The sequence below is a fragment of the Marinomonas vaga genome (assembly GCF_055388305.1).
In genome coordinates, this window is the sequence record NZ_AP043903.1 from 1,362,501 (window position 1) to 1,387,422 (window position 24,922).

At 47.1% G+C, this 24,922-nt stretch carries 18 protein-coding genes, 4 tRNA genes and 2 rRNA genes (1 of these 24 running past the window's edge); 22 read left to right on the top strand and 2 right to left on the bottom strand.

What is annotated here, in order from left to right; all coding sequences use genetic code 11:
• The 3 genes from ACZ5DR_RS06295 to ACZ5DR_RS06305 form a co-directional block, all read left to right on the top strand.
• Window positions 1–1,074 (top strand): 23S ribosomal RNA (locus ACZ5DR_RS06295) (it extends 1,813 nt beyond the left edge of the window).
• 179 nt (window positions 1,075–1,253) lie between these two features.
• Window positions 1,254–1,368: ribosomal RNA gene (rrf, locus tag ACZ5DR_RS06300) — 5S ribosomal RNA — on the top strand.
• A gap of 736 nt (window positions 1,369–2,104) precedes the next feature.
• Entirely contained in the window at window positions 2,105–3,700 is a 1,596-nt protein-coding gene (locus ACZ5DR_RS06305; RefSeq protein ID WP_377365832.1) for an OpgD/OpgG family glucan biosynthesis protein, read from the top strand.
• Between the two features lie 72 nt (window positions 3,701–3,772).
• On the opposite strand, the gene ACZ5DR_RS06310 is transcribed toward ACZ5DR_RS06305, so the two are convergent.
• Window positions 3,773–5,113: a GH1 family beta-glucosidase gene (locus tag ACZ5DR_RS06310; protein ID WP_377365831.1), complete on the bottom strand. Its 1,341-nt coding sequence runs from the start codon at window positions 5,111–5,113 to the stop codon at window positions 3,773–3,775.
• Window positions 5,114–5,224: 111 nt separating this feature from the next.
• Entirely contained in the window at window positions 5,225–5,650 is a 426-nt protein-coding gene (locus ACZ5DR_RS06315) for a GNAT family N-acetyltransferase (protein WP_377365830.1), read from the bottom strand.
• Between the two features lie 79 nt (window positions 5,651–5,729).
• On the opposite strand from ACZ5DR_RS06315, the gene ACZ5DR_RS06320 reads away from it, so the two are divergent.
• From ACZ5DR_RS06320 to fusA, 19 genes are all read left to right on the top strand, one after another.
• The gene (locus ACZ5DR_RS06320) at window positions 5,730–6,899 is read left to right on the top strand and encodes an alpha/beta hydrolase (protein WP_377365829.1); all 1,170 of its coding nucleotides are present in this window, start codon (window positions 5,730–5,732) and stop codon (window positions 6,897–6,899) included.
• Window positions 6,900–6,929: 30 nt separating this feature from the next.
• The gene (locus tag ACZ5DR_RS06325) at window positions 6,930–7,883 is read left to right on the top strand and encodes a biotin--[acetyl-CoA-carboxylase] ligase (RefSeq protein WP_377365828.1); all 954 of its coding nucleotides are present in this window, start codon (window positions 6,930–6,932) and stop codon (window positions 7,881–7,883) included.
• Window positions 7,867–8,598 (top strand): type III pantothenate kinase, encoded by a 732-nt coding sequence (locus tag ACZ5DR_RS06330; RefSeq protein WP_377365827.1) that lies wholly within the window; start codon window positions 7,867–7,869, stop codon window positions 8,596–8,598. Before ACZ5DR_RS06325 ends, ACZ5DR_RS06330 begins: the two co-directional genes overlap by 17 nt.
• 4 nt (window positions 8,599–8,602) lie before the next feature.
• A complete protein-coding gene (locus ACZ5DR_RS06335) occupies window positions 8,603–9,355 on the top strand; it encodes an SPOR domain-containing protein (protein WP_377365826.1) in 753 nt (250 codons plus the stop codon).
• Window positions 9,356–9,428: 73 nt separating this feature from the next.
• A tRNA-Tyr gene (locus ACZ5DR_RS06340) sits at window positions 9,429–9,512 on the top strand.
• Window positions 9,513–9,516: 4 nt separating this feature from the next.
• Window positions 9,517–9,591: transfer RNA gene (locus tag ACZ5DR_RS06345), tRNA-Gly, on the top strand.
• 11 nt (window positions 9,592–9,602) lie between these two features.
• Window positions 9,603–9,678 (top strand) — tRNA-Thr (locus tag ACZ5DR_RS06350).
• Window positions 9,679–9,795: 117 nt separating this feature from the next.
• Window positions 9,796–9,871 (top strand) — tRNA-Trp (locus ACZ5DR_RS06355).
• A gap of 40 nt (window positions 9,872–9,911) precedes the next feature.
• Window positions 9,912–10,280 carry a preprotein translocase subunit SecE gene (gene secE, locus ACZ5DR_RS06360; RefSeq protein ID WP_377365825.1) on the top strand — a complete coding sequence of 123 codons (369 nt, stop codon included), beginning with the start codon at window positions 9,912–9,914 and terminating at the stop codon, window positions 10,278–10,280.
• Window positions 10,281–10,289: 9 nt separating this feature from the next.
• Window positions 10,290–10,823: a transcription termination/antitermination protein NusG gene (nusG, locus tag ACZ5DR_RS06365; protein WP_377365824.1), complete on the top strand. Its 534-nt coding sequence runs from the start codon at window positions 10,290–10,292 to the stop codon at window positions 10,821–10,823.
• A gap of 48 nt (window positions 10,824–10,871) precedes the next feature.
• Window positions 10,872–11,306 carry a 50S ribosomal protein L11 gene (rplK, locus tag ACZ5DR_RS06370; RefSeq protein WP_377365823.1) on the top strand — a complete coding sequence of 145 codons (435 nt, stop codon included), beginning with the start codon at window positions 10,872–10,874 and terminating at the stop codon, window positions 11,304–11,306.
• Complete coding sequence (gene rplA / locus ACZ5DR_RS06375; RefSeq protein ID WP_377365822.1) at window positions 11,306–12,001, top strand: 50S ribosomal protein L1; 696 nt, start codon at window positions 11,306–11,308, stop codon at window positions 11,999–12,001. The genes rplK and rplA overlap by 1 nt, the downstream gene beginning before the upstream one ends.
• Before the next feature lie 214 nt (window positions 12,002–12,215).
• Window positions 12,216–12,716 carry a 50S ribosomal protein L10 gene (gene rplJ, locus ACZ5DR_RS06380; protein WP_377365821.1) on the top strand — a complete coding sequence of 167 codons (501 nt, stop codon included), beginning with the start codon at window positions 12,216–12,218 and terminating at the stop codon, window positions 12,714–12,716.
• Between the two features lie 79 nt (window positions 12,717–12,795).
• Complete coding sequence (gene rplL / locus ACZ5DR_RS06385; RefSeq protein WP_377365820.1) at window positions 12,796–13,170, top strand: 50S ribosomal protein L7/L12; 375 nt, start codon at window positions 12,796–12,798, stop codon at window positions 13,168–13,170.
• Window positions 13,171–13,352: 182 nt separating this feature from the next.
• Window positions 13,353–17,453 carry a DNA-directed RNA polymerase subunit beta gene (gene rpoB, locus ACZ5DR_RS06390; RefSeq protein ID WP_377365819.1) on the top strand — a complete coding sequence of 1,367 codons (4,101 nt, stop codon included), beginning with the start codon at window positions 13,353–13,355 and terminating at the stop codon, window positions 17,451–17,453.
• A gap of 67 nt (window positions 17,454–17,520) precedes the next feature.
• Window positions 17,521–21,726 carry a DNA-directed RNA polymerase subunit beta' gene (gene rpoC / locus ACZ5DR_RS06395; RefSeq protein ID WP_377365818.1) on the top strand — a complete coding sequence of 1,402 codons (4,206 nt, stop codon included), beginning with the start codon at window positions 17,521–17,523 and terminating at the stop codon, window positions 21,724–21,726.
• 132 nt (window positions 21,727–21,858) lie between these two features.
• Window positions 21,859–22,230 carry a 30S ribosomal protein S12 gene (rpsL, locus tag ACZ5DR_RS06400; RefSeq protein ID WP_013659444.1) on the top strand — a complete coding sequence of 124 codons (372 nt, stop codon included), beginning with the start codon at window positions 21,859–21,861 and terminating at the stop codon, window positions 22,228–22,230.
• A 96-nt stretch (window positions 22,231–22,326) separates the two neighbouring features.
• On the top strand, window positions 22,327–22,800 hold the full coding sequence (gene rpsG / locus ACZ5DR_RS06405) for a 30S ribosomal protein S7 (RefSeq protein ID WP_377365815.1): 474 nt from the start codon (window positions 22,327–22,329) through the stop codon (window positions 22,798–22,800).
• A gap of 15 nt (window positions 22,801–22,815) precedes the next feature.
• Window positions 22,816–24,909 (top strand): elongation factor G, encoded by a 2,094-nt coding sequence (gene fusA / locus ACZ5DR_RS06410; RefSeq protein ID WP_377365813.1) that lies wholly within the window; start codon window positions 22,816–22,818, stop codon window positions 24,907–24,909.
• Window positions 24,910–24,922 lie beyond the last annotated feature (13 nt).

Sequence of the window (24,922 nt, forward strand, 5' to 3'; positions counted from 1 at the left end):
GCCTGCCCGGTGCTTGAAGGTTAATTGATGGGGTTAGCGTAAGCGAAGCTCTTGATCGAAGCCCAAGTAAACGGCGGCCGTAACTATAACGGTCCTAAGGTAGCGAAATTCCTTGTCGGGTAAGTTCCGACCTGCACGAATGGCGTAACGATGGCCACACTGTCTCCACCCGAGACTCAGTGAAATTGAAATCGCAGTGAAGATGCTGTGTATCCGCGGCTAGACGGAAAGACCCCGTGAACCTTTACTATAGCTTCACAGTGAACTTTGAACCTACTTGTGTAGGATAGGTGGGAGGCTTTGAAGTGCAGACGCCAGTTTGCATGGAGCCAATCTTGAAATACCACCCTGGTATGTTTGAGGTTCTAACTCAGATCCGTTATCCGGATCGAGGACACTGTGTGGTGGGTAGTTTGACTGGGGCGGTCTCCTCCCAAAGAGTAACGGAGGAGCACGAAGGTGCGCTCAGCATGGTCGGAAATCATGCATAGAGTGTAAAGGCAAAAGCGCGCTTAACTGCGAGACAGACACGTCGAGCAGGTACGAAAGTAGGTCTTAGTGATCCGGTGGTTCTGTATGGAAGGGCCATCGCTCAACGGATAAAAGGTACTCCGGGGATAACAGGCTGATACCGCCCAAGAGTTCACATCGACGGCGGTGTTTGGCACCTCGATGTCGGCTCATCACATCCTGGGGCTGAAGCCGGTCCCAAGGGTATGGCTGTTCGCCATTTAAAGTGGTACGCGAGCTGGGTTTAGAACGTCGTGAGACAGTTCGGTCCCTATCTGCCGTGGACGTTTGAGATTTGAGAGGAGCTGCTCCTAGTACGAGAGGACCGGAGTGGACGAACCTCTGGTGTTCCGGTTGTCACGCCAGTGGCATTGCCGGGTAGCTACGTTCGGACGGGATAACCGCTGAAAGCATCTAAGCGGGAAGCCTCCCTCAAGATAAGATCTCACTGGTACTTTAAGTACCCTAAAGAGCCGTTCGAGACTAGGACGTTGATAGGTTGGGTGTGTAAGCGTTGTGAGGCGTTGAGCTAACCAATACTAATTGCTCGTGAGGCTTGACCATATAACACCAAAGTGGTTTTGCTAGCTCTGAAGAAAACAGAGCGAACTACAAAGAATTTACGATAAGCCGGTTTGATGGCTTGGTTATCGACTGTTTCAAAAAAGTCTAATTGTTGAAGACTCAAGTTAACGAACTTGCGTGTTTTGAACATCAACTCAAAACGAACGCATACCAGTTTGCTTGACGATCATAGAGGCGTTGAACCACCTGATCCCATCCCGAACTCAGAAGTGAAAAGCGCCATCGCCGATGGTAGTGTGGGAGATCCCATGTGAGAGTAGGTCGTCGTCAAGCTTCAAATACGAAGCCCTGATCAGCAATGGTCAGGGCTTTTTTGTGCTTGTTTAAAATGCGATTAACCCCATCCTAGCCTTCCCCTTAAAAAGGGGAAGGGACATGAGACCTCAGTGCGTGAGTACGCTTCTATAAAGGGGTCAGATCCCTTTACGTACATCAGTTTCAAGTAACCACTGACAGGATAGGGATCCGATCCCTACGAGTCCGACGTGGCAGATCTAACCCATCCTAGCCTTCCCCTTGAAAAGGGGAAGGGACATGAGACCTCAGTGCGTGAGTACGCTTCTATAAAGGGGTCAGATGCCTTTACGTAGAATAGTTTCTAGCAACAACTAACAGGATAGGGATCCGACCCCTACGAGTCCGAACCCTATCTCAGCTTTGCCCTTAAAAAGGGAGAGGGGTATGGGCTCTATTCTCTTAATTATCCCTTTACCCTTCCAAATGGCTCGAATCCATTTATGTGTGTCACTTTGTGAATAAGCGGCTTTATTATGCACAGTTTTAAATCTAGGGGTGTTTTTGCTAGGCATGTGGAAAAGTCATTAATGTGAGCTATTTCATCCTTATTGTGCAGCCTTATTTGAAGATGTTTACTGATTCGCAGGTATAAGTCTTAGGCAGGTGTCAGTAGCATTGGTGATTAATTTAGTCACAAATATTAAGAGATATGAATCGTTTCAACTTTTCTCAGCACAACGGGAGTGCATTGGCACTGTTTAAAGGATCATTTATGAAAAGCTCTAAAATGGTATCGAAATTACTGCTTTCAGCGAGTGTGATGGTAAGTGTTGTGGCTTGTGCTGCAACACCTCAAGTGAACCCTGAGCCAGGCGAGAAATTCGATTATGCTTGGTTAAAAGGCCATGCCAGAAATCTGGCTACTCAGCCCTATGCTAGTCATGAGGGCGAGGTGCCAAAAGAGCTGTCTGATATGGATTGGGATGAATACCAGCAATTGCATTTCAAAAAAGATGAAAGTCTATGGGCGGAAGATGACACTGCCTTTCGTGCAGGCTTCTTTCATTTAGGGCAAGGCTTTATCAGTCCAATTCAGATTAATGTAGTCGAAAATGGTGTGTCGCAGCCAGTAGAGTACGATGCCGATATGTTTGACTACGGTAAAACCGATATCGATGGTGAAAGTTTACCGAAAGACCTTGGCTTTGCTGGTTTTAGAATGCAGTTTGCAACGGACTGGGAGCGTGATGTTATTGCTTTTCTAGGGGCAAGCTATTTCCGCGCCGTTGGAGCAGAAATGCAATATGGCTTATCTGCTCGAGGTCTGGCGATTGATACGGCGATGAATAAGCCGGAAGAGTTTCCTGTGTTTACCCATTTCTGGTTCGAGAAGCCTAAGCCAGGTTCTGAGCATATGACTGTCTATGCGTTGTTGGATTCGGAGAGTATTACCGGGGCATACCGTTTTGATATGAAGGTAGGTGAACCACTGACCATGCATGTAGACACTGCCCTGTATCCTCGCAAAAGCATTGAACGCTTGGGTATTGCGCCATTAACGAGTATGTACATGATTGGTGAAAATGACCGTCGTACGAACTACGACTGGCGTCCTGAGATTCATGACTCTGATGGTTTAGAAATGTTAACGGGTAACGGTGATTGGATCTGGCGTCCATTAACCAATCCAAAAAATTTAAGCTTCAACGCATATCAAGATGTGAATCCTAAGGGATTTGGCTTAATGCAGCGTGATCGCAACTTTGATCATTACCTTGATGATGGGGTGTTTTATGAGAAGCGTCCAAGTCTGTGGATTGAGCCAACAGGTGATTGGGGTAAAGGCTCTGTGCAATTGGTAGAGATTCCGACACTGGATGAAACGTTCGATAACATTGTTGCATTCTGGAATCCTGACCGCGAGGTGAAGGCCGGAGACGAGCTGCTCTACAGTTACAACATGTATTGGGGGAGCCAAGCTCCACAACGTTCTGGTAAAGCGGAAGTGCAGAGTACCTATACAGGTATTGGTGGTGTAATCGGTAAGAAGCGCCAATATTACAGTAAGCGTTTTGCAGTGGACTTCCAGGGTGGAGCATTTGAAGCGTTAGGCCAAGATACGGAAGTGAAGCCTGTGATTGAGGCATCCCGTGGTCGCGTAGAAATTACTTCAGCACGCCCGCAGCATCACATTGGTGGCTACCGTGCAATGTTTGATCTGGTGCCGCTAGATGATTCTGTTGAGCCGATTAATATTAAGATGCACTTAGAGGCGAATGGACAAGTCTTGTCCGAAACTTGGGTGTACCAATGGTTTCCACCAGCGAAAGAAGATCGCGAACTTCATAATCCAGGTCACTTAAAGTAGTTGGGTTGTAGGCGATAAGAAATAAAGCCGCAGAGTATTCTGCGGCTTTTTCGTTTAAGCGCATGCTATGAATTAGGAGCGTTCTTTTAGGAAGCTTCGGTAAGCGTGGCCGCTTTGTTTAATGGTGCGCTCTTGGGTTTCATAGTCCACGTAGATCAGCCCGAATCGTTTGCTGTAGCCTTCAGCCCATTCAAAGTTATCCATCAAGCTCCAAGCAAAGTAGCCACGAATATCCACACCCGCTTCTATGGCCTTGTGAACAGCGTTTAAGTGGCTGTTGAGATACCTTACACGTTGTTTATCCTCTACTTCGCCATTCTCTACTTGGTCGGCGCAGGCTGCGCCATTCTCCGTGATATACATGGGTGGTAAGTCATATTGCTTATTCAGGTTTACAAGTAGCTCTGTGAACGCTTGTGGGGCCACCTCCCAGCCAATGTCCGTGTACTCGACATCGCCCCCACGTTTAACATCTTTAAACAAGGTGTCAGGGTCATAGGCGTTATGATTGCAGGTGTAGAAGTTAAGCCCTAAGAAGTCCAAAGGTGCTTGTATGAGCGCCATGTCTCCCGGCAATACGCTTGGTAAGTAGTGGGGTAGGATATCTTTTAGCAATCTCGGATATTGGCCCTTTAGCAGAGGCTCAATGAAGAATTGATTATCTAACGTTTCCCGCACCAAGGCTGCAAATTGATCTTCTGTTTTGTCTGAAGCCGCGTATGAGCGATTCATATTCAGCACTATGCCCGCTTGCGCTTTAGGGCAGTTCTTTCTAATAACAGGCATGCTTAAGCCATGGGCTAATAAAATATGATGGGCTGCTTGGCGTCCATACTCTGGTTTCGCTAATCCGGGGGCATGAATGCCGTATTCATAGCCTAATAATGCCGCGCAGAAGGGTTCGTTAAAGGTTGCCCAGTAATCTACCCAAGGGCTGAGCTCTCGAGTCATGAGGTCTGCGTATTGAGTGAAACGATAGGCCGTTTCACGGTTTAACCAGCCGCCTTTATCTTCCAGATGTTGTGGCAAGTCCCAATGATAGAGGGTGACAAAAACCTTAAGGCCTTCGTTTTGTAGCGTCTGTACTAGAGATTTATAAAACTCGATGCCTTTAGGGTTGGGTGTGCCATCCTCGAACATGACTCGGGGCCATGCAATAGAAAGTCGATAAGCATCAACATTTAGAGACTTAATAAGATCGATATCTTTGCGCCATAGATGGTAGTGATCACATGCTTGGGAGCCGTCATCGCCATTGAAGACTTTGCCAGGGGTTGCGCAAAAGGTATCCCAAATACTGGGTAGGCGTCCGTCTTCGGTGTTGGCCCCTTCTATTTGAAAGGAAGCCGTTGCGACACCAAAGGTAAAATCTTTCGACATTAAACGGGAGTTTTGGGGAAGTGTTAGTGTCATGGTGACCTCAATTATCTTTTTCCATTAAGGTAGGAAGCACGGCCATCTGGGTCAATATTGGGCAGATGAATTAAGAGTATTAAAGTGGTTTAAGTCAGTTTTAAGAAAGGCTTATGGTAAGTAGGCCATGGCAATAAGTGATGGCTGTTTGACTCGGTAGCGTTTGAGTCGGCTGGCAAGTTCGCAAGGTAGCTCTTCGGCTTCAATGGGGGTAAATCCATGTCGCTCATAGAAGTGCTGTAGATCTGGCGTGTTGAAGCAATAGGTAGGTTGGTTAAGTTGAGGGCGAAGGTCTGACATCAGATGGCTGGCGTAGCCCTGCTGGCGGAAGTCAGGATGAGTGACCAATGCGGTGAGTAGTTGGCAGCTTGTTAAAGGTTTCAAGCGTACGCTCGCAATAATGGCTGCTCCATCCTTAAGTACCCAAATGGGGTCTGCCTTGTTGGGTTTTCCGCTCGGGTAATAGGCTTGATAAAACTTCTTCACCAGTGGGAACCAAAGGGCTTCCACTTGAATCGCTTGGATGTTGTGAATCAATCTCTCGACCTTTGCTAGTGATTTGGTGTAGATCCGTTATGATAAGCATTTCGCCATTCGGCTCAATAGGACCATTCTTATGATGACATGCAGGATCGCTACGTTTTTATTATGTTGTTTGGGATCACTCGCTTTTGCCAATGAGGCTGTGCAGCGTGAAGGCGAAGAGTTTGAGGTCTATCAGAAGCGCTTACATCAGTATTTTGAGCATAATAAATCGTGGGTACGAGAGGCTGATAAAGAGCTGGAGATTGCGGCGGTGTTACCTTTTGAGCGTAAACCACCTGATAGTTGCCCCGAGCAAGAGCGTATCGGTTTATTGATGTTTCATGGGCTGTCGGATTCACCTTTTGCCTTGAGAGACCCTGCTGCTGCGCTGGCACAAAGATGTGTGACGACTCGAGTGATGCTGTTGCCTGGCCATGGTACCAAAGCGGAAGCTTTGCTAGAGGTGACACGAGACGACTGGCGGGATGCTGTGAACCAAGCTGTGGTGTCGTTTTCGAAAGAAGTGGACTCGTTGTACTTAGGTGGTTTCTCTACTGGTGGAGCTCTTGTGACTGAATATGCTTGGGAGCACCCAGATCAAGTGTCCGGTGTATTGCTTTTCTCTCCCTTATTTAAAATTAATAGCGGCATTGATTGGCTGTCCCCTTGGCTTGCGCCGTTTGTAGATTGGTTGGATCACTATCCTAGTGATGACTACGGCAAATATGCTTCCATTCCTGTGCCAGCCATCGCAGAGGCTTATCAGCTTGCCAAAGAAGTTAAGCAAACGGTGCTAAAAGAGCAGCGTACCATTCCGGTATTGCTAGCGTTATCAGAAGAAGATGCCACAGTGGATTCAGAGGTTACTATGGCTGTCTTTGATCAGGCTATGAAAGCAACTTTAGGCAGTCAAATGGTGTTGTATTCCACGACCCGTCCTGACTCCGAGGACGAATCCCTAAAAGTCGTTAATACAGACCTACCTGACGATAGGATATTTGGCCTATCGCACATGTCCATTCATGGCTCTCCCAATAACCCTTATTATGGAAAGCAGGGGAGTTATCGGGTGTGCGGTTGGTATCAAGAAAATCAAGCTGCCTACGATCAATGTCGTCAATCCAAAGATAATTGGTACGGTGAACGCAGTGATGAATTGTCAGCTAAAAGCGCTCATGCGGCGAGATTGTCCTGGAATCCATTTTTTGATGACTTAATGGATCAGGCAGCAACTTTTATGCACAGTGTAAAAGCCCCTTAATAGAACAGATGAGAATGAGTTGGAGAGGCCATGCGAGACGTGTTGGCATTGCTGAGTGATAGTAAGTTTCACTCGGGAGAAGAGTTGGGTGAGGCGCTGGGAGTGACTCGTGCTGCGGTTTGGAAACGTTTGAAAAAGTTGGAAACAGCAGGCATACGTGTTCATTCCGTAAAGGGGAGAGGGTATCGTATCCCTACCCCGCTAGTGTTGTTAGAGGAAGCCAAGTTACGTGCTGCAGGGGTATCAGATCATATTAGCATCGATATTCCGTTTGATACGCCCTCGACCAATGATGTGGTAAAACAAAAAATCGTTGAAAACAAACCCCTTCCAGCATTAGCCATTACCGAGCATCAGACGAAAGGTAAGGGTCGCCGAGGTCGAGTGTGGGAAAGTGGCGTAGCGAAAAATATTACCATGTCCCTTGGGTGGCGTTTTGACCAAGGCCCTAATGTGGTAGAAGGCTTGAGCCTTGCCGTAGGGGTGGTTGTGGCTCAAACGCTACGTAAGTTAGGTATCCCAAACCCAGGCTTAAAGTGGCCTAATGATATTCATATAGACGGCCAAAAAGTGTGTGGGATTTTGCTGGAAATGGTCGCTGATCAAGATGTTTGTCATGTGATCATTGGGATCGGGTTAAATGTTGAGTCCACCCAAGAACAGCAGGATAAGGTTGATCAACCTTGGACGGATCTTGCCTCTCGCTTACCTGCCATTCCTGACCGTAACGAATTAGTTGCTGAGCTGGTACAAGGCTTAGAAGAACTCTGTGAGGTCTTTGCCGCAGGAAACGGTATGGCTCATTTTTATCCCCAGTGGCAGGCCTTTGATATTTTGTTTAATCAGCCAGTCACCATATTCAGTGGTAACCAGCAGAAAGAAGGAGTCGCTCGAGGGATCGATGAAAATGGTGCCTTGAGACTAGAAACTGAACAAGGTATTGAGCTGTTGCATGGGGGCGAGATCAGTGTCCGCAAGCAATAGTATTTTGATTGCAGATGCAGGCAATACATCGGTTAAATGGACCTGGTTTTTGGCAGGGCAAGTTGAGGCGAAATGGATTGGTTCAATCTATGACAAGCCCCAGGTCTGTCTGCCAAGTGTGATTGCTTTAGCCAGTGTGCGTGACAGTGATCACGATCAAAGGCTAAAAAGTGAGCTGGCCGATGCATTCCCCAACATAGTGGTAGAAGACATCCAGAGCAGTGCGGTCGTATGTGGTGTTAGGAATGCTTATGAAGAGCCAAGAAGACTAGGTGTAGATCGTTGGTTAGGGGTTGTTGCGGCCCATAATATCTATGGTGGTGAACTGGCTGTGATGGATGCTGGGACGGCGATTAAAGCGGATTTTGTAAATGCTCAAGGTCAGCATCTGGGAGGTTATATCGCACCAGGAGTAGAGCTCATGGTGGATAGCTTGGTTGCTAGAACAGCAAAAATACGCTTTTCAAACCATGAACTCAGTACCGATTCAGGCTTTCCAACTAACACAGCAACGGCCGTTAATCAGGGATGTTTAGAGATGGCATTAGGTCTAGTGCAGAGATTATGCCTTCAGCACCCAGAAGTTACTTGGGTGGTCACTGGTGGAATGGGGGCTAGGCTTATGGAGCAGCTTGGGGTGGCTCATATTGTCGATGAGCATCTGGTCGCCAAAGGTGCAAAATTGGTACTTGAACAACAAATGATGGAAAGGTGATGTCATGAAGTGGTTGTTTTTACTCTTGGTCCTGGCGAACGCTGCGGTGATGGGGTGGCAGGGTTTTGCTGCATCCGAGCAACAGCCTCCAAGGGAATCGGTTTATGCTCCACCAGTGAGTGAAAGAGTCTACTTAGTAGATGAACGCAGGCCAGTGGATTCAGTGCCTCAAAACAATGTGCCTGCGGCGAGTGATCAGGTGCAAGAGCAGTTAGCGGCGGCGATTGCGAATGCCGAGTTGCAAGCGCAAAGTGGTACTTCTCAAGTTGTGGCATCAACTGAGTCGCAGTCAGAGGATGCTTTACTGTGCCCCATTGTTGCGTTAGAGCGTGACGCAGATCGACGACAAGTGATGGCAACGTTAGAACAGGCAGGTTTAGCATTTACCCAGAATGAAACGACCGGGCGTAGAGAAAAGTATTGGCTGTATATTCCCGCGCCAGCCACCAGTAAGGCAGCAGATGACATTGTTTTACGACTAAAGACACTAAAAATTGATAGTTATGTGATTGCTCGTGGCGAAATGAAGAATCGTATCTCCCTTGGTCTCTACTCCTCCGAGCCCCGTGCACAACAGGCTCAGGCGACTATTGCAGAGCGTAGTCGGATGGATGTGCAGATTTATACCCATGAGCGCACTGTGAACTTATATGAGCTGATGTTGAGTGAGCCAATACGTGAGTCTCAATGGCAAGCTGTGATGGAACAATTGGATTTTTCCAAGCTATTAATAAAAGTAGAAAAAAATCCTTGCTAGCGCTTGCAATTGAAAAATCGATTCATATAATGGCTTCCACCTTTTGGGGTGTTGCGAGCAATGCTTAGCTTGTGGAGGGGTTCCCGAGTGGCCAAAGGGAGCAGATTGTAAATCTGCCACGAAAGTTTCGGTGGTTCGAATCCACCTCCCTCCACCATTAAGCGGGTATGGTATAGTGGCTATTACCTCAGCCTTCCAAGCTGAAGAGGCGGGTTCGATTCCCGCTACCCGCTCCAACTATATTTAAGCTCATGTAGCTCAGTTGGTAGAGCACACCCTTGGTAAGGGTGAGGTCGGCAGTTCAAGTCTGCTCATGAGCTCCAGCATTTCTAAATGCGAAAATAGGTGGATCATCCGCCTTTTTTATTGTCTGATTTTTGGGCAAATACCTCTTGCTAAAATTTAAGCAAGTCGGTATCATCCTCCGCCCATACGAATGTAGGCCAATAGTTCAATTGGTAGAGCACCGGTTTCCAAAACCGGCTGTTGGGGGTTCGAGTCCCTCTTGGCCTGCCATCTTTCGTATCCAATTTCTTAGCTAGGGATCACCTGAAGTATGAGTTCGAATGCTGAAACTCAAGAGTCTCGCGGAGACGTTTTTAAGTGGGCTGTTGTTGTCCTTCTTGTTGCTGTAGCGGTTGTTGGGAACAACTTTTATTCTGCTGAGTCATTGCTGTATCGCTTGATTGCTGTTGTGGTTTTGGCGGGTATTGCAGGTTTTGTTGCGCTTAATACAGCGAAAGGGCGTTCTTTTGCAAAATTAGCAAGAGAAGCTAAGACTGAAATACGTCGTGTTGTATGGCCAACGAGACAGGAAACAGTTCAGACGACTTTGATCGTGTTGGCTGTTGTTATTTTTATGTCTCTCGTACTGTGGGGAGTTGATTCGCTCCTTGGCTGGATCGTTTCTGCAGTAATAGGTTAGGAGTTGCTCGTGGCGAAACGATGGTATGTGGTACAAGCGTACTCAGGTTATGAAAAGCACGTAATGCGCTCGCTCAAAGAGCGTGTTGGCATTATGGGCATGGAAGATTTGTTCGGCGATATCCTAGTTCCGACTGAGGAAGTGGTTGAGATTCGTGACGGCAAAAAACGCAAGAGTGAGCGTAAGTTCTATCCAGGATATGTGTTAGTCCAAATGGATATGAACGATGACTCTTGGCACTTGGTTAAAGGTACAACGCGCGTACTAGGCTTTATTGGCGGTACGGCGGACAAGCCTTCACCTATCACTGACCGCGAAGCAGATGCGATTCTGCAGCGTGTTAATGAAGGTGTGGATAAACCTCGTCCTAAGACATTGTTTGAAGTGGGTGAAGTGGTTCGTGTGAACGAAGGTCCATTTGCTGACTTTAACGGTGTGGTTGAAGAGGTTGACTACGATAAAAGCCGAATCAAGGTGGCAGTGCTTATCTTTGGGCGCTCTACACCGGTTGATTTGGAATTTAGTCAGGTTGAAAAGACCTGATTGTATTAAACGGGTAGCCTTCGGGCGGTGACCCATCTGGAGTAAATAATGGCTAAAAAAGTCCAAGCTTACATCAAGCTACAAGTTAAAGCGGGTCAAGCGAACCCAAGTCCACCAGTTGGTCCAGCACTTGGTCAACACGGTGTGAACATCATGGAATTCTGTAAAGCGTTCAACGCCAAAACTCAAGGCGTAGAACCTGGTCTTCCAACACCAGTTATCATCACTGTTTACAGTGACCGTAGCTTCACATTCGAAACGAAATCTACTCCTGCTGCAGTGCTTCTTAAGAAAGCTGCTGGCATCAAGAGTGGTTCTCCACGTCCAAACACTCAAAAAGTGGGTACAGTTACTCGTGCTCAACTTGAAGAGATCGTTAATGCTAAGCAGGCTGATTTGACTGCAGCGGATATGGATGCTGCCGTACGTACTATCGCAGGTAGTGCACGTGCAATGGGTCTAGATGTTGAGGGTGTGAACTAATGGCTAAGCTAACTAAACGCGCTCGCTTGATCGCTGAAAAAGTAGACGCAACGAAACTTTACTCTGTAGAAGAAGCTATTGCTCTTCTATCTGAGCTTTCTACTGTTAAGTTCAAAGAGTCTGTAGACGTATCTGTTAACCTAGGCGTTGATCCACGTAAATCTGATCAGGTTGTTCGTGGTTCTACAGTTCTTCCTAACGGTACAGGTAAAGACGTTCGCGTTGCTGTATTCGCACAAGGTGCAAACGCTGAAGCAGCTAAAGAAGCTGGTGCAGACGTTGTAGGTTTTGAAGACCTTGCTGAGCAAGTTAAAGCTGGTAACCTAGACTTCGACGTAGTAATCGCTTCTCCTGATGCGATGCGTATCGTTGGTCAACTAGGTCAGGTGCTTGGTCCTCGTGGTCTTATGCCTAACCCTAAAGTTGGTACTGTAACGCCTGATGTTGCTACAGCGGTTAAGAACGCTAAAGCAGGTCAAGCTCGTTACCGTACAGACAAAAATGGTATCATCCACGCTGGCGTTGGTTCTATCGACTTCGCTGCGGATGCTATCAAAGGTAACTTGGAAGCGCTTCTAGCTGACCTACGTCGTGCTAAGCCTGCGTCTTCTAAAGGTATCTACATGAAGAAAGTGACTTTGTCCTCTACAATGGGACCTGGTCTACAAATTGATTTAGGTGCTTTGAGCTTCTAAGTCAGAGCTTTGGGGCCTGTACATTATGTATAGGCCGTCAAAGACCGCAGGAATCTAGTGATTTAATCAGAACGTTGAGAAACGTTTGTCCTGCGCAGATGGTGTGGCCCGATTCAGAACATAAACTGGATCTTACTCACCAGTGAGTACTCCGAAATTTTTTCGGGGAGTTGGTAAAATTAGGGCATAGCCCTGCTAATCCAGGAGAAAACCAGTGGCATTAGGTCTAGAAGACAAAAAAGCCATTGTCGCCGAAGTTAGCGAAGTTGCTAAAGGCGCCTTGTCTGCTGTAGTAGCTGACTCTCGCGGTGTAACCGTGACTGACATGACTGCTCTTCGCAAGCAAGCACGCGAAGCTGGCGTATACGTACGTGTAGTACGTAATACTCTAGCTCGCCGCGCAGTTGAAGGCACTGACTTCGAATGCTTACAAGAAAGCTTCGTTGGTCCAACTCTTATCGCATTCTCTAACGAGCACCCAGGTGCGGCAGCTCGTTTGTTGAAAACTTTCGCGAAAGAGAACGACAAATTTGAAGTGAAAGCATTGGCGTTCAACGGTGAGTTGATCCCAGCTGGCGACATCGATCGTTTGGCATCTTTGCCAACATACGACGAAGCAATCGCGAAACTAATGAGCGTTATTCAAGGTGCGACAAGCAAACTTGCACGTACTCTTGCGGCGATTCGCGATCAGAAAGAACAAGAAGCAGCGTAATTTTAAAGCGCACTTACTTGAATTCAATTGGTTTTTGTTGCCAATCATGGCAACTACAAAATGTTAGGAAATCTGAGTCATGGCTCTAACTAAAGAAGATATCATCAATGCAGTAGCAGAAATGTCCGTAATGGACGTTGTTGAACTGATCGAAGCAATGGAAGAAAAATTCGGCGTAACAGCTGCTGCAGCTGTTGCTGCTGGCCCAGCTGCTGGCGATGCTGGCGCAGCTGCTGCTGAGCAAACTGAATTTGACGTTGTTCTTACTGCTGCAGGCGATAAGAAAGTTAACGTTATCAAAGCTGTACGTGCAGCAACTGGTCTTGGCCTGAAAGAAGCTAAAGGCATGGTTGACGGCGCTCCAGCGACTGTTAAAGAAGGCGCTTCTAAAGAAGAAGCGGAAGCTCTTAAGAAAGAGCTTGAAGAAGCAGGTGCTTCTGTCGAAATCAAGTAATGATACTTGCTTCGCAAAAATTCGACATTTAGTCGAAATGGCTGGTGGTTTTTGCCACCGGCCTTTTTGGGTTTCTAAAACCCAGACAAAATATTAAGATTTTCAATGAGAGAATATCTCTCATTTCGGTAAGGCCTGATAAGAGGCCTTTTGCGTCAATGTGCACAAGCTGGGGAATGCTGATGGCTTACTCATACACTGAGAAAAAACGTATCCGTAAGGATTTCGGTAAACTGCCGCCCGTTTTGGATGTGCCATACTTGCTGGCAATTCAGCTTGAATCCTACCGTAACTTCCTGCAGGAAGGTAAAAATCCTGCGGAGCGTGGGGAACTGGGTCTGCATGGGGCCTTTAAATCTGTCTTTCCAATGGTCAGCTTTTCCGGCAATGCGGCGCTAGAATACGTCGATTACCGCTTAGGCAAGCCTGTATTTGATGTGAAAGAGTGTCAGCTACGTGGTGTTACGTATGCCGCTCCTTTGCGTGTTCGCGTTCGTCTTATCATTTACGATAAAGAGTCTGCGAATAAGGCGATCAAAGACATTCGTGAGCAAGAAGTTTACATGGGCGAAATTCCGCTCATGACAGAAAACGGTACGTTTGTAATTAACGGAACTGAGCGTGTTATCGTATCTCAGTTGCACCGTTCACCAGGTGTGTTCTTTGACCACGATCGTGGTAAGACTCACTCTTCTGGCAAACTGCTGCATTCTGCTCGCGTGATCCCATACCGTGGTTCCTGGTTGGACTTCGAGTTTGATCCAAAAGACTGCGTCTTTGTTCGTATCGACCGCCGTCGTAAGTTGCCTGTAACAATCCTGTTACGTGCGCTTGGTTTCGATACAGAAGAAATCCTAGGTACATTCTTCAACACGACTCGTTTCTACTTAAGCCGTGACGGCGTAGAAATGGAGCTTATTGCTAACCGCCTACGTGGTGAGACAGCACTGTTTGATATTGCTGACCAAGATGGCAATCAAATCGTTGAAGAAGGTCGCCGTATCACTGCTAAACACATCCGTCAGATGGAAAAAGCTGGTCTAGAGCGTCTCTCTGTACCGCTAGAGTACCTGTTGGGTAAAGTGACGGCTAAGAACCTAGTGCATCCAAGCACGGGCGAACTTATCGCTGAAGCGAACACAGAAATGTCGGTTGATCTGCTGGAAGCACTTATTGCTGCAGGCATCAATGAAATCGACGTGCTGTACACGAATGACCTAGATAACGGTCCATTCATCTCTGATACGCTACGTATCGATCCGACTAACAATCAGTTGGAAGCGTTGGTAGAAATCTACCGCATGATGCGTCCTGGCGAGCCGCCTACCAAAGAGTCGGCTGAAGCTTTGTTCCAAGGTTTGTTCTTCTCTGAAGACCGTTACGACCTTTCTGGCGTAGGCCGAATGAAGTTTAACCGCCGTCTTGGTCGTGATGAAGATGAAGGTGCTGGCATCCTAGACAACGATGACATCATCGCTGTTCTGAAAACATTGCTAGACATCCGTAACGGTAACGGCATGGTTGATGATATCGACCACTTGGGTAACCGCCGTATCCGCTCTGTGGGTGAGATGGCTGAGAACCAATTCCGCGTTGGCTTGGTACGTGTTGAGCGTGCTGTAAAAGAGCGTCTGTCTATGGCAGAAGCGGATGGCCTTATGCCACAAGACTTGTTGAACGCTAAGCCAGTTGCTGCTGCAATCAAAGAATTCTTTGGTTCTAGCCAATTGTCTCAGTTCATGGACCAAAACAACCCGCTTTCAGAAGTTACTCACAAGCGTCGTGTTTCTGCATTAGGCCCCGGTGGTCTAACTCGTGAACGCGCTGGCTTTGAGGTTCGAGACGTTCACGCAACCCACTATGGTCGTGTATGTCCAATCGAAACGCCGGAAGGTCCAAACATCGGTTTGATCAACTCTTTGTCTACTTACGCGCGCACCAACAGCTACGGCTTCTTGGAAACGCCTTACCGTAAAGTAGTCGATGGTAAGATGACAGACGAAACAGTTTATGTTTCTGCAATCGATGAAGCGAAATATGTTATTGCACAAGCGTCTGCAAATGTAGACGAAGAAGGTCGCCTAGTTGATGAGCTAGTTCAGGTTCGTCACATGCACGAAACTACACTTATTCCAAAAGAAAAAGTGAACCTAATGGACGTGTCACCACGTCAGGTTGTTTCTGTTGCGGCTTCTTTGATCCCGTTCCTTGAGCACGATGACGCGAACCGCGCATTGATGGGATCGAACATGCAACGTCAAGCAGTACCAACACTGATTGCTGAAAAGCCTGTGGTTGGTACCGGTATGGAGAAAAACGTAGCCAAAGACTCTGGTGTTTGTATCGTTGCCCGTCGTGGTGGTGAGATCGAGTCTGTGGATGCTAGCCGTATCGTAGTACGTGTGAACTCAGAAGAAACAGAAGCGGGCGAAGCGGGTGTGGATATCTACAACCTGACTAAATACGTTCGTTCTAACCAGAACACATGTATCAACCAGCGTACGCTTGTCCTAAAAGGCGACAAGGTATCTCGCGGTGATATCATGGCTGACGGCCCTTCTGTGGATATGGGTGATTTGGCTCTTGGTCAAAACATGCGTATCGCATTCATGCCTTGGAATGGTTTCAACTTCGAGGACTCGATCCTAGTATCTGAGCGCGTTGTAGAAGAAGATCGTTTTACTTCGATTCATATCCAAGAGCTGACGTGTGTGGCTCGTGATACTAAGCTTGGGCCTGAAGAAATCACAGCCGATATCCCTAACGTGGGTGAAGGTGCTCTGTCTAAACTAGACAGCTCTGGTGTGGTTTACATCGGTGCAGAAGTGGAACCTGGTGACATCCTAGTTGGTAAAGTGACGCCTAAAGGCGAAACGCAACTAACACCAGAAGAGAAGCTATTGCGTGCGATCTTCGGTGAGAAAGCATCTGATGTTAAAGATACTTCTCAGCGCGTTAAGACAGGTACTCGCGGTACTGTTATCGACGTTCAAGTCTTTACTCGTGACGGCATCGAAAAAGATGAGCGTGCGAAATCGATTGAAAAAGCGCAGCTTGATCAAGTACGTAAAGATCTCAATGAAGAGTTCCGTATCGTTGAGAAAGCGACGTTTGAGCGTCTAGCGGAAGCGCTAGTAGGTCAACAAGCAGAAGGTGGTCCTGGCCTTGCTCGCAACGCAGTCATCACAGAAGAGTATCTAGCAAACCTAGATCACCCTGAGTGGTTCAAGATTCGCGTAGCGAACGAAGAAGCCAGCGAACAGCTTGAAAAAGCGCAAGCTGCTTTGATTGAGCGTCGTAAAGACCTTGATGCGAAATTTGAAGATAAGAAACGTAAGCTACAAACAGGCGATGATTTGGCACCTGGTGTGTTGAAGATCGTTAAGGTTTACGTGGCTATCAAGCGTCGTATCCAGCCTGGTGACAAGATGGCCGGTCGTCACGGTAACAAGGGTGTAATCTCTAAGATCATGCCTGTTGAAGACATGCCGTACGATGAAAACGGTGATCCGGTTGATATCGTACTGAACCCATTGGGTGTACCGTCTCGTATGAACGTTGGTCAGGTACTTGAAACTCACTTGGGTGCAGCAGCGAAAGGTTTGGGTCGTAAGATCAACGAAATGATCCAAGTTGAGCGCGAAAAAGCCGAGACAGTTAAAGAGCTTCGTGAATTCCTAGGCGAAATCTATAACGGTCATGAAGGTGATCTACGCCCAGCTCGCACAGAAGACCTAGACAGTTTCTCTGATGAAGAGATTCTAGTGTTGGCAGCTAACCTTAAGAAAGGTGTGCCAATGGCATCTGGTGCCTTCGATGGTGCGAAAGAAGCTGAAATCAAGCGTATGTTGCGTCTAGCTGGCATCAATGAAAGCGGTCAGATCAAGCTGTTCAACGGCCGTACCGGTGAAGCGTTTGAGCGTCCTGTAACCGTAGGTTACATGTACATGCTCAAGTTGAACCACTTGGTAGATGATAAGATGCACGCTCGTTCTACTGGCTCTTACAGCTTGGTTACTCAGCAGCCGCTGGGTGGTAAAGCTCAGTTCGGTGGTCAGCGTTTCGGTGAGATGGAGGTCTGGGCACTTGAAGCATACGGTGCTGCCTACACGCTACAAGAAATGCTAACCGTGAAATCGGACGACGTGAACGGTCGTACTAAGATGTACAAAAACATCGTAGACGGCGATCACCGTATGGAACCAGGCATGCCTGAGTCCTTTAACGTATTGGTGAAAGAAATCCGTTCTCTTGGTATCGATATCGAGCTAGAAAACGAATAGGCACGAATCACATTTGACCTGCTGGGGAAGCTAAGCTTCCCCGGCCTTACGAGTGGGGCGAATATCCATGAAAGACTTATTAGGTCTTCTAAAAACACAGGGACAATCAGAAGAGTTTGATGCGATTCGCATTGGCTTAGCTTCTCCAGATATGATTCGTTCATGGTCTTTTGGTGAAGTTAAAAAGCCAGAAACCATCAACTACCGTACGTTCAAGCCTGAACGTGACGGTCTGTTCTGTGCCAAAATTTTTGGTCCTATCAAGGACTATGAGTGCTTGTGTGGTAAGTACAAGCGTCTAAAGCACCGTGGTGTTATTTGTGAGAAGTGTGGTGTAGAAGTTGCGTTGTCTAAAGTGCGCCGTGAGCGTATGGGGCATATTGAGCTAGCTTCTCCTGTTGCTCACATTTGGTTCCTAAAATCTCTTCCATCTCGTATCGGTCTTATCATGGATATGACCCTACGTGATATTGAGCGTGTATTGTACTTCGAATCTTTCATCGTTATTGATCCTGGCATGACAACGCTAGAAAAAGGTCAGCTGTTGAACGATGAGCAATACTTCGAGGCGCTAGAAGAGTTTGGTGACGAATTCGACGCTCGCATGGGTGCTGAGGCAATCCAGATGTTGCTACGCGACATGGATCTGCCAGAAGAAATCAGCACAATGCGTGAAGAGTTGAATGCGACAAACTCTGAAACACGTATTAAGAAGCTATCTAAGCGTCTTAAGTTGATCGAAGCGTTCCATCATTCTGGTAACAACCCAGAGTGGATGGTACTTGACGTTCTACCAGTATTGCCGCCAGATCTTCGCCCTCTAGTTCCACTAGAAGGTGGCCGTTTTGCGACATCTGACCTGAACGACTTATACCGTCGCGTGATCAACCGTAACAACCGTCTGAAACGCCTACTAGAGCTATCTGCTCCAGACATCATCGTACGTAACGAAAAACGTATGTTGCAAGAGTCTGTGGATGCGTTGCTAGACAACGGTCGTCGTGGCCGTGCGATCACAGGTTCAAACAAGCGTCCGCTTAAATCTTTGGCTGATATGATCAAAGGTAAGCAAGGTCGTTTCCGTCAGAACCTTTTGGGTAAACGTGTAGATTACTCTGGCCGTTCTGTAATTACAGTAGGTCCTTCTCTACGTCTGCACCAATGTGGTCTGCCTAAGAAGATGGCTCTTGAATTATTCAAGCCTTTCATCTTCTCTAAATTAGAACTTCGCGGCATGGCGACAACCATCAAAGCTGCGAAGAAAATGGTTGAGCGTGAAACACCTGAAGTGTGGGATATTCTTGATGAAGTTATCCGCGAACACCCTGTAATGCTTAACCGTGCGCCGACGCTTCACCGTTTGGGTATCCAAGCGTTTGAGCCGATTCTAATCGAAGGTAAAGCGATTCAGTTGCACCCACTAGTGTGTGCGGCCTACAACGCCGACTTCGACGGTGACCAAATGGCGGTACACGTACCGTTGACAATCGAGGCTCAACTTGAAGCCCGTGCGTTAATGATGTCTACCAACAACATTTTGTCTCCAGCAAACGGTGAGCCAATTATCGTACCTTCTCAGGACGTGGTATTGGGTCTGTACTACATGACGCGTGAAAAAATCAACGCGAAAGGTGAGGGCATGGCCTTCGCTGATATCAAAGAAGTACACCGTGCATACGGCGCAAAACAAATTGATCTGCACGCGAAGATTAAAGTTCGTGTGAATCAAGTTGACACGACGCTTGAAGGTGAAAAAATTCCTTCAACATTCATCGTTGATACGACCGTAGGTCGTGCATTGCTATTTGATATCGTGCCTGATGGCCTACCGTTCTCGGTTATCAATCAGCCGATGAAAAAGAAAGCAATCTCAAGCTTGATTAACGAATGTTACCGTAAGGTAGGTCTAAAAGAGACTTGTATCTTTGCTGACCAATTGATGTACACAGGCTTCCAGTACGCGACGGCTTCTGGTTCTTCTGTTGGTGTTGATGACTTTGTTATCCCACCAGAGAAAGTTGACATCATTGCTCGTGCAGAAGAAGAAGTTAAAGAGATTGAATACCAGTTTGCTGATGGTCTTGTAACTCAAGGCGAGAAGTACAACAAGGTAATCGACTTGTGGTCTCGTACCAACGAAACCGTTACTGAAGCCATGATGAAAAACTTGGCGAAAGAAACCGTTATCGATAAAGAAGGTAACGAGGTAGAACAACAGTCGTTCAACTCTGTCTACATGATGGCCGACTCTGGTGCCCGTGGTAGTGTGGCTCAGATGCGTCAGCTAGGTGGTATGCGTGGTCTGATGGCGAAGCCGGATGGCTCTATCATCGAGACACCGATTACTGCGAACTTCCGTGAAGGTCTATCGGTACTACAGTACTTTACCTCTACTCACGGTGCGCGTAAGGGTCTAGCCGATACCGCTTTGAAAACAGCGAACTCTGGTTACCTAACTCGTCGTCTAGTAGACGTTGCACAAGACTTGGTTATCACAGAAGTAGATTGTGGTACTGACAATGGTCTAGTGGTAAGTGCACTGATTGAAGGCGGTGACGTAGTAGTACCATTGGGTCAGCGTGTACTTGGTCGTGTAGTTGCTCAGGACGTTATGGATGCGAAAGGCAATCTGATCGTTGAAGCAGGTGTTTTGATTGACGAGCATAACGTTCGTGCGATTGAGGCAGCTGGTGTCGATGAGATGGTTGTTCGCTCTGTTATTTCTTGTGAGACGAAGCATGGTGTATGTGGTAAGTGTTACGGACGTGACCTAGCCCGTGGTCACCTTGTGAACATTGGTGAGGCGATTGGTGTTGTGGCTGCACAATCCATCGGTGAGCCAGGTACACAGCTTACAATGCGTACCTTCCACATTGGTGGTGCGGCATCTCGAGCATCTGCAGTAGACAGTGTTCAAGTGAAGAGTGCAGGTACTGTTCGTTTCCACAAAATGAAGAGTATCGAGCGTGAAGGCGGCCAATTGGTTGTAGTGTCTCGTTCTTCTGAATTGGCGATCGCTGATGAGGCAGGTCGTGAGAAAGAACGTTACAAGCTTCCATACGGTGCGGTATTGAGCGTACGTGAAGGTGATGAAGTGACCGCAGGCCAAGTGTTGGCTAACTGGGACCCTCACACTCACCCAATCGTATCTGAGATGGAAGGTCGTCTAGAATTCTCTGGTATGGAAGAGGGTGTTACCATCCGTCGCCAATCAGATGAATTGACAGGTTTGACTACTATCGAAGTATTGGAAATGCGTGATCGTCCATCTTCAGGTAAGGATCTGCGTCCTACGATCTCTGTGGTAGACGAAAACGGTGCTCCAGTGATGATTCCTGGTACTGAAATGCCGGTTCAATACATGCTGCCTGAGAAGGCCTTGTTAAGCCTAGATCACGGTGCGACGATCAAGACTGGTGAAGTACTTGCTCGTATCCCACAAGAATCTCAAGGTAACAAGGACATCACCGGTGGTTTGCCACGTGTAGCTGACTTGTTTGAGGCGCGTCGTCCAAAAGATCCTGCTGTCATGGCAGAAGCTTCTGGTGTGGTGAGTTTTGGTAAAGAGACGAAAGGTAAGATCCGTTTGGTTATTACACCACAAGACGGAAACGATCCAATCGAAACCTTGATTCCAAAATGGCGTCAAATCAACATCTTCGATGGTGAAGAAGTTGAGAAGGGTGAAATCATTGCTGATGGTCCGTTGAACCCACATGACATCTTGCGTCTGAAAGGTGTAGTGGCATTGACTGATTACATCACTAATGAGATCCAAGAGGTTTACCGTCTACAAGGTGTAGGTATCAACGACAAGCACATCGAAGTCATTGTGCGTCAGATGCTACGCAAAGTAGACATCACTGACTCAGGGGATACCAACCTGATTCAGGGTGACCAAGTAGAATACACGCAGATGCAAGAAGCGAACGAAGCTGCTGAAGCCGAAAGTCGTTTCCCTGCGAAGTACGAGCGCGTATTGCTTGGTATTACTAAAGCTTCTTTGGCAACTGAGTCTTTCATCTCTGCGGCATCGTTCCAAGAGACAACTCGAGTGCTGACCGAAGGTGCAGTAACAGGTAAGAAAGACCACCTACGTGGTCTGAAAGAAAACGTTGTAGTAGGTCGTCTGATCCCAGCGGGTACAGGTTTGGCATACCACAGCGAGCGTAAGCTTAAGAAAGAGCGTGCGCTAGAAACAACGACTGAAAGCAGTGCAACTGTCAGCGCTTCTGATGTAGAAGAAGCATTGAGTGCGGCACTAAAAGACTAGAAGTCATTGTAAATGCAAGGGAGGTGAATTTTTGTTCGCCTCCCTATTGACTGTTTTATAGGCGCAAATTACACTTGCGCCTCCTTAATTTTGGCGATTTCCGCCATAAAGATTGGATGTGGAGCTTGTTAAATGGCAACCGTTAACCAGTTGGTTCGTAAACCACGTAAACGTAAAGTGGCAAAAAGTGACGTTCCTGCGTTACAAGCTTGTCCGCAACGCCGCGGTGTCTGCACTCGCGTATATACTACTACACCTAAAAAGCCTAACTCGGCTTTGCGTAAAGTATGTCGTGTTCGCTTGACTAACGGCTTCGAAGTAACTTCATACATCGGTGGTGAAGGTCACAACCTACAGGAACACAGCGTAGTGCTGATTCGTGGCGGTCGTGTAAAAGACCTTCCAGGTGTTCGTTACCACACTGTTCGTGGTAGCTTGGATACTTCTGGCGTACAAAATCGTAAGCAAGGCCGTTCTAAATACGGTACTAAACGTCCTAAGTAAGTTTTCAAACTTCTTTAATCGTTTAGACATAATTTTTTAATACAGTAAGGCCGAGCACAGAAATGGTCTCGGACTCACCTGAAGAGGATATAATCCATGCCTAGAAGACGCGTCGTCGCTAAGCGTGAAGTGCTTCCAGATCCTAAACACGGAAGCCAGCTTCTTGCTAAGTTCATTAACCACGTAATGGTTAGTGGCAAAAAATCTGTAGCAGAGAGCATCGTATACAATGCGCTTGATACTGTTGCGCAGCGTACAAAATCCGAAGATCCAATGGCGGTTTTCGAAAAAGCTCTAGAATCAATCCAACCTATGGTTGAGGTTAAATCTCGCCGTGTAGGTGGTGCGACTTACCAAGTACCTGTTGAAGTTCGTCCAGCTCGTCGTTCCGCGCTTTCTATGCGTTGGTTGGTTGAAGCTGCTCGTAAACGTGGCGAAAAATCAATGGCGCTACGTCTTGCAGGTGAAATTCTAGACGCATCTGAGAACAAAGGTTCAGCTGTTAAGAAACGTGAAGACGTTCACCGTATGGCTGACGCTAACAAAGCGTTCTCTCACTACCGTTTCTAATCCGGAGAAGCTTAAGTGGCACGTAAAACACCCATCAATCGTTACCGCAATATTGGTATTTGTGCGCACGTTGATGCGGGTAAGACGACAACTACTGAGCGTGTTCTATTCTACACCGGTCTTTCTCATAAGATCGGTGAAGTCCATGATGGTGCTGCCACCATGGACTGGATGGAACAGGAGCAAGAACGTGGCATCACAATCACTTCAGCAGCAACAACTTGCTTCTGGAGTGGTATGAGTCAGCAGTTTGATCAACACCGCATTAACATTATCGATACTCCTGGGCACGTAGACTTCACCATCGAGGTGGAGCGTTCTTTGCGTGTACTGGATGCTGCTGTCGTTGTGTTATGTGGTTCTTCTGGTGTTCAACCGCAAACAGAAACTGTTTGGCGTCAAGCTAATAAGTATGAAGTGCCACGTATGGTATTCGTCAACAAGATGGATCGTACGGGTGCGGACTATTTTAGTGTTGTAAGACAGCTTGGTACGCGTTTGAATGCTAACGCAGTGCCTATCCAAATCAACATCGGAACCGAAGAGAACTTCGCGGGTGTTGTTGATTTGCTTCTGATGAAAGCCATTATGTGGAACGAGGAAGATCAGGGTATGACATACAGCTTGGAAGATATTCCGGCTGATCTTGTTACTACCGCTGAAGAATGGCGCGAGAAGATGGTCGAAGCCGCCGCTGAGGCAAATGAAGAGCTAATGGATAAGTACCTTGAAGAAGGAGACTTGTCCGTTGAAGATATTAAAGCTGGCTTGCGTGCTCGCACGCTTGCAAACGAGGTCGTATTGGTTACCTGTGGTTCTGCATTTAAGAACAAAGGTGTGCAAGCGGTACTTGATGCTGTTGTAGAATATCTTCCGTCACCGCTTGAGGTGAAGGCGATTGAAGGCACTTTACAAGATGCTGAAACGCCTGTCACGCGTGAAGCGGATGATAGTGCGCCATTTGCTGCATTGGCGTTTAAAATTGCGACAGACCCATTTGTGGGTACATTAACCTTTGTACGGGTTTACTCTGGAGTTCTGAACTCTGGTGACTCGGTGTTTAACTCAGTTAAACATAAGAAAGAGCGTGTTGGCCGAATGGTTCAAATGCATGCTAATAACCGAGAAGAAATCAAAGAAGTTAGGGCGGGTGATATTGCAGCTCTGATTGGTATGAAGGATGTAACCACGGGTGATACGCTGTGTGACGGCAAAGATATTGTTGTCTTGGAGCGTATGGAGTTCCCTGAACCCGTAATCTCTGTAGCCGTTGAGCCGAAGTCTCAAGCTGATCAGGATAAAATGGCAATTGCTCTTGGTAAGTTAGCGCAGGAAGATCCATCTTTCCGCGTTGAAACTCACGAAGAGACAGGTCAAACCATTATCTCTGGTATGGGTGAGCTACACCTTGATATCCTAGTGGATCGAATGAAACGCGAATTCAAGGTGGAGGCAAACATTGGTAAGCCTCAAGTTTCCTACCGTGAGAAAATTCGCAAAGAAGTGGAAGTTAACCACAAATTTGTGCGGCAGTCTGGTGGTCGTGGTCAATATGGCCATGTCGTAATGAAACTAATCCCAACTGAAAAGGAAGGATTGGAGTTTGTTAACGAGATTGTCGGAGGTGTTATTCCGAAGGAATACATCCCAGCAGTTGAACGAGGCGTTTCAGAGCAAATGAAGAATGGTGTTATTGCTGGCTACCCATTACTTGGGTTGAAAGTAGTGCTATTCGATGGATCATTCCATGATGTTGACTCTAATGAAATGGCCTTTAAAATTGCAGCTTCTCAAGGTTTAAAGAAAGGCGCAGCAGATGCTGATCCTTGTGTTCTTGAGCCTGTGATGAAAGTAGAAGTTGTAACCCCTGAAGAGTACATGGGTGACGTGATGGGTGACCTGAATCGTCGTCGAGGACTTGTTCAGGGTATGGAAGATTCCTCATCCGGAAAAATTATTCGAGCAGAAGTGCCTTTGGGTGAAATGTTTGGATATGCAACGGATGTGCGTAGTTTGTCGCAAGGTCGTGCAAGTTATGCAATGGAATTCCTAAAATACGCTGAAGCGCCAGCTAGTGTGGCAGACGCGATCATCAAAAATGAAATTTAATCATCATACTTAC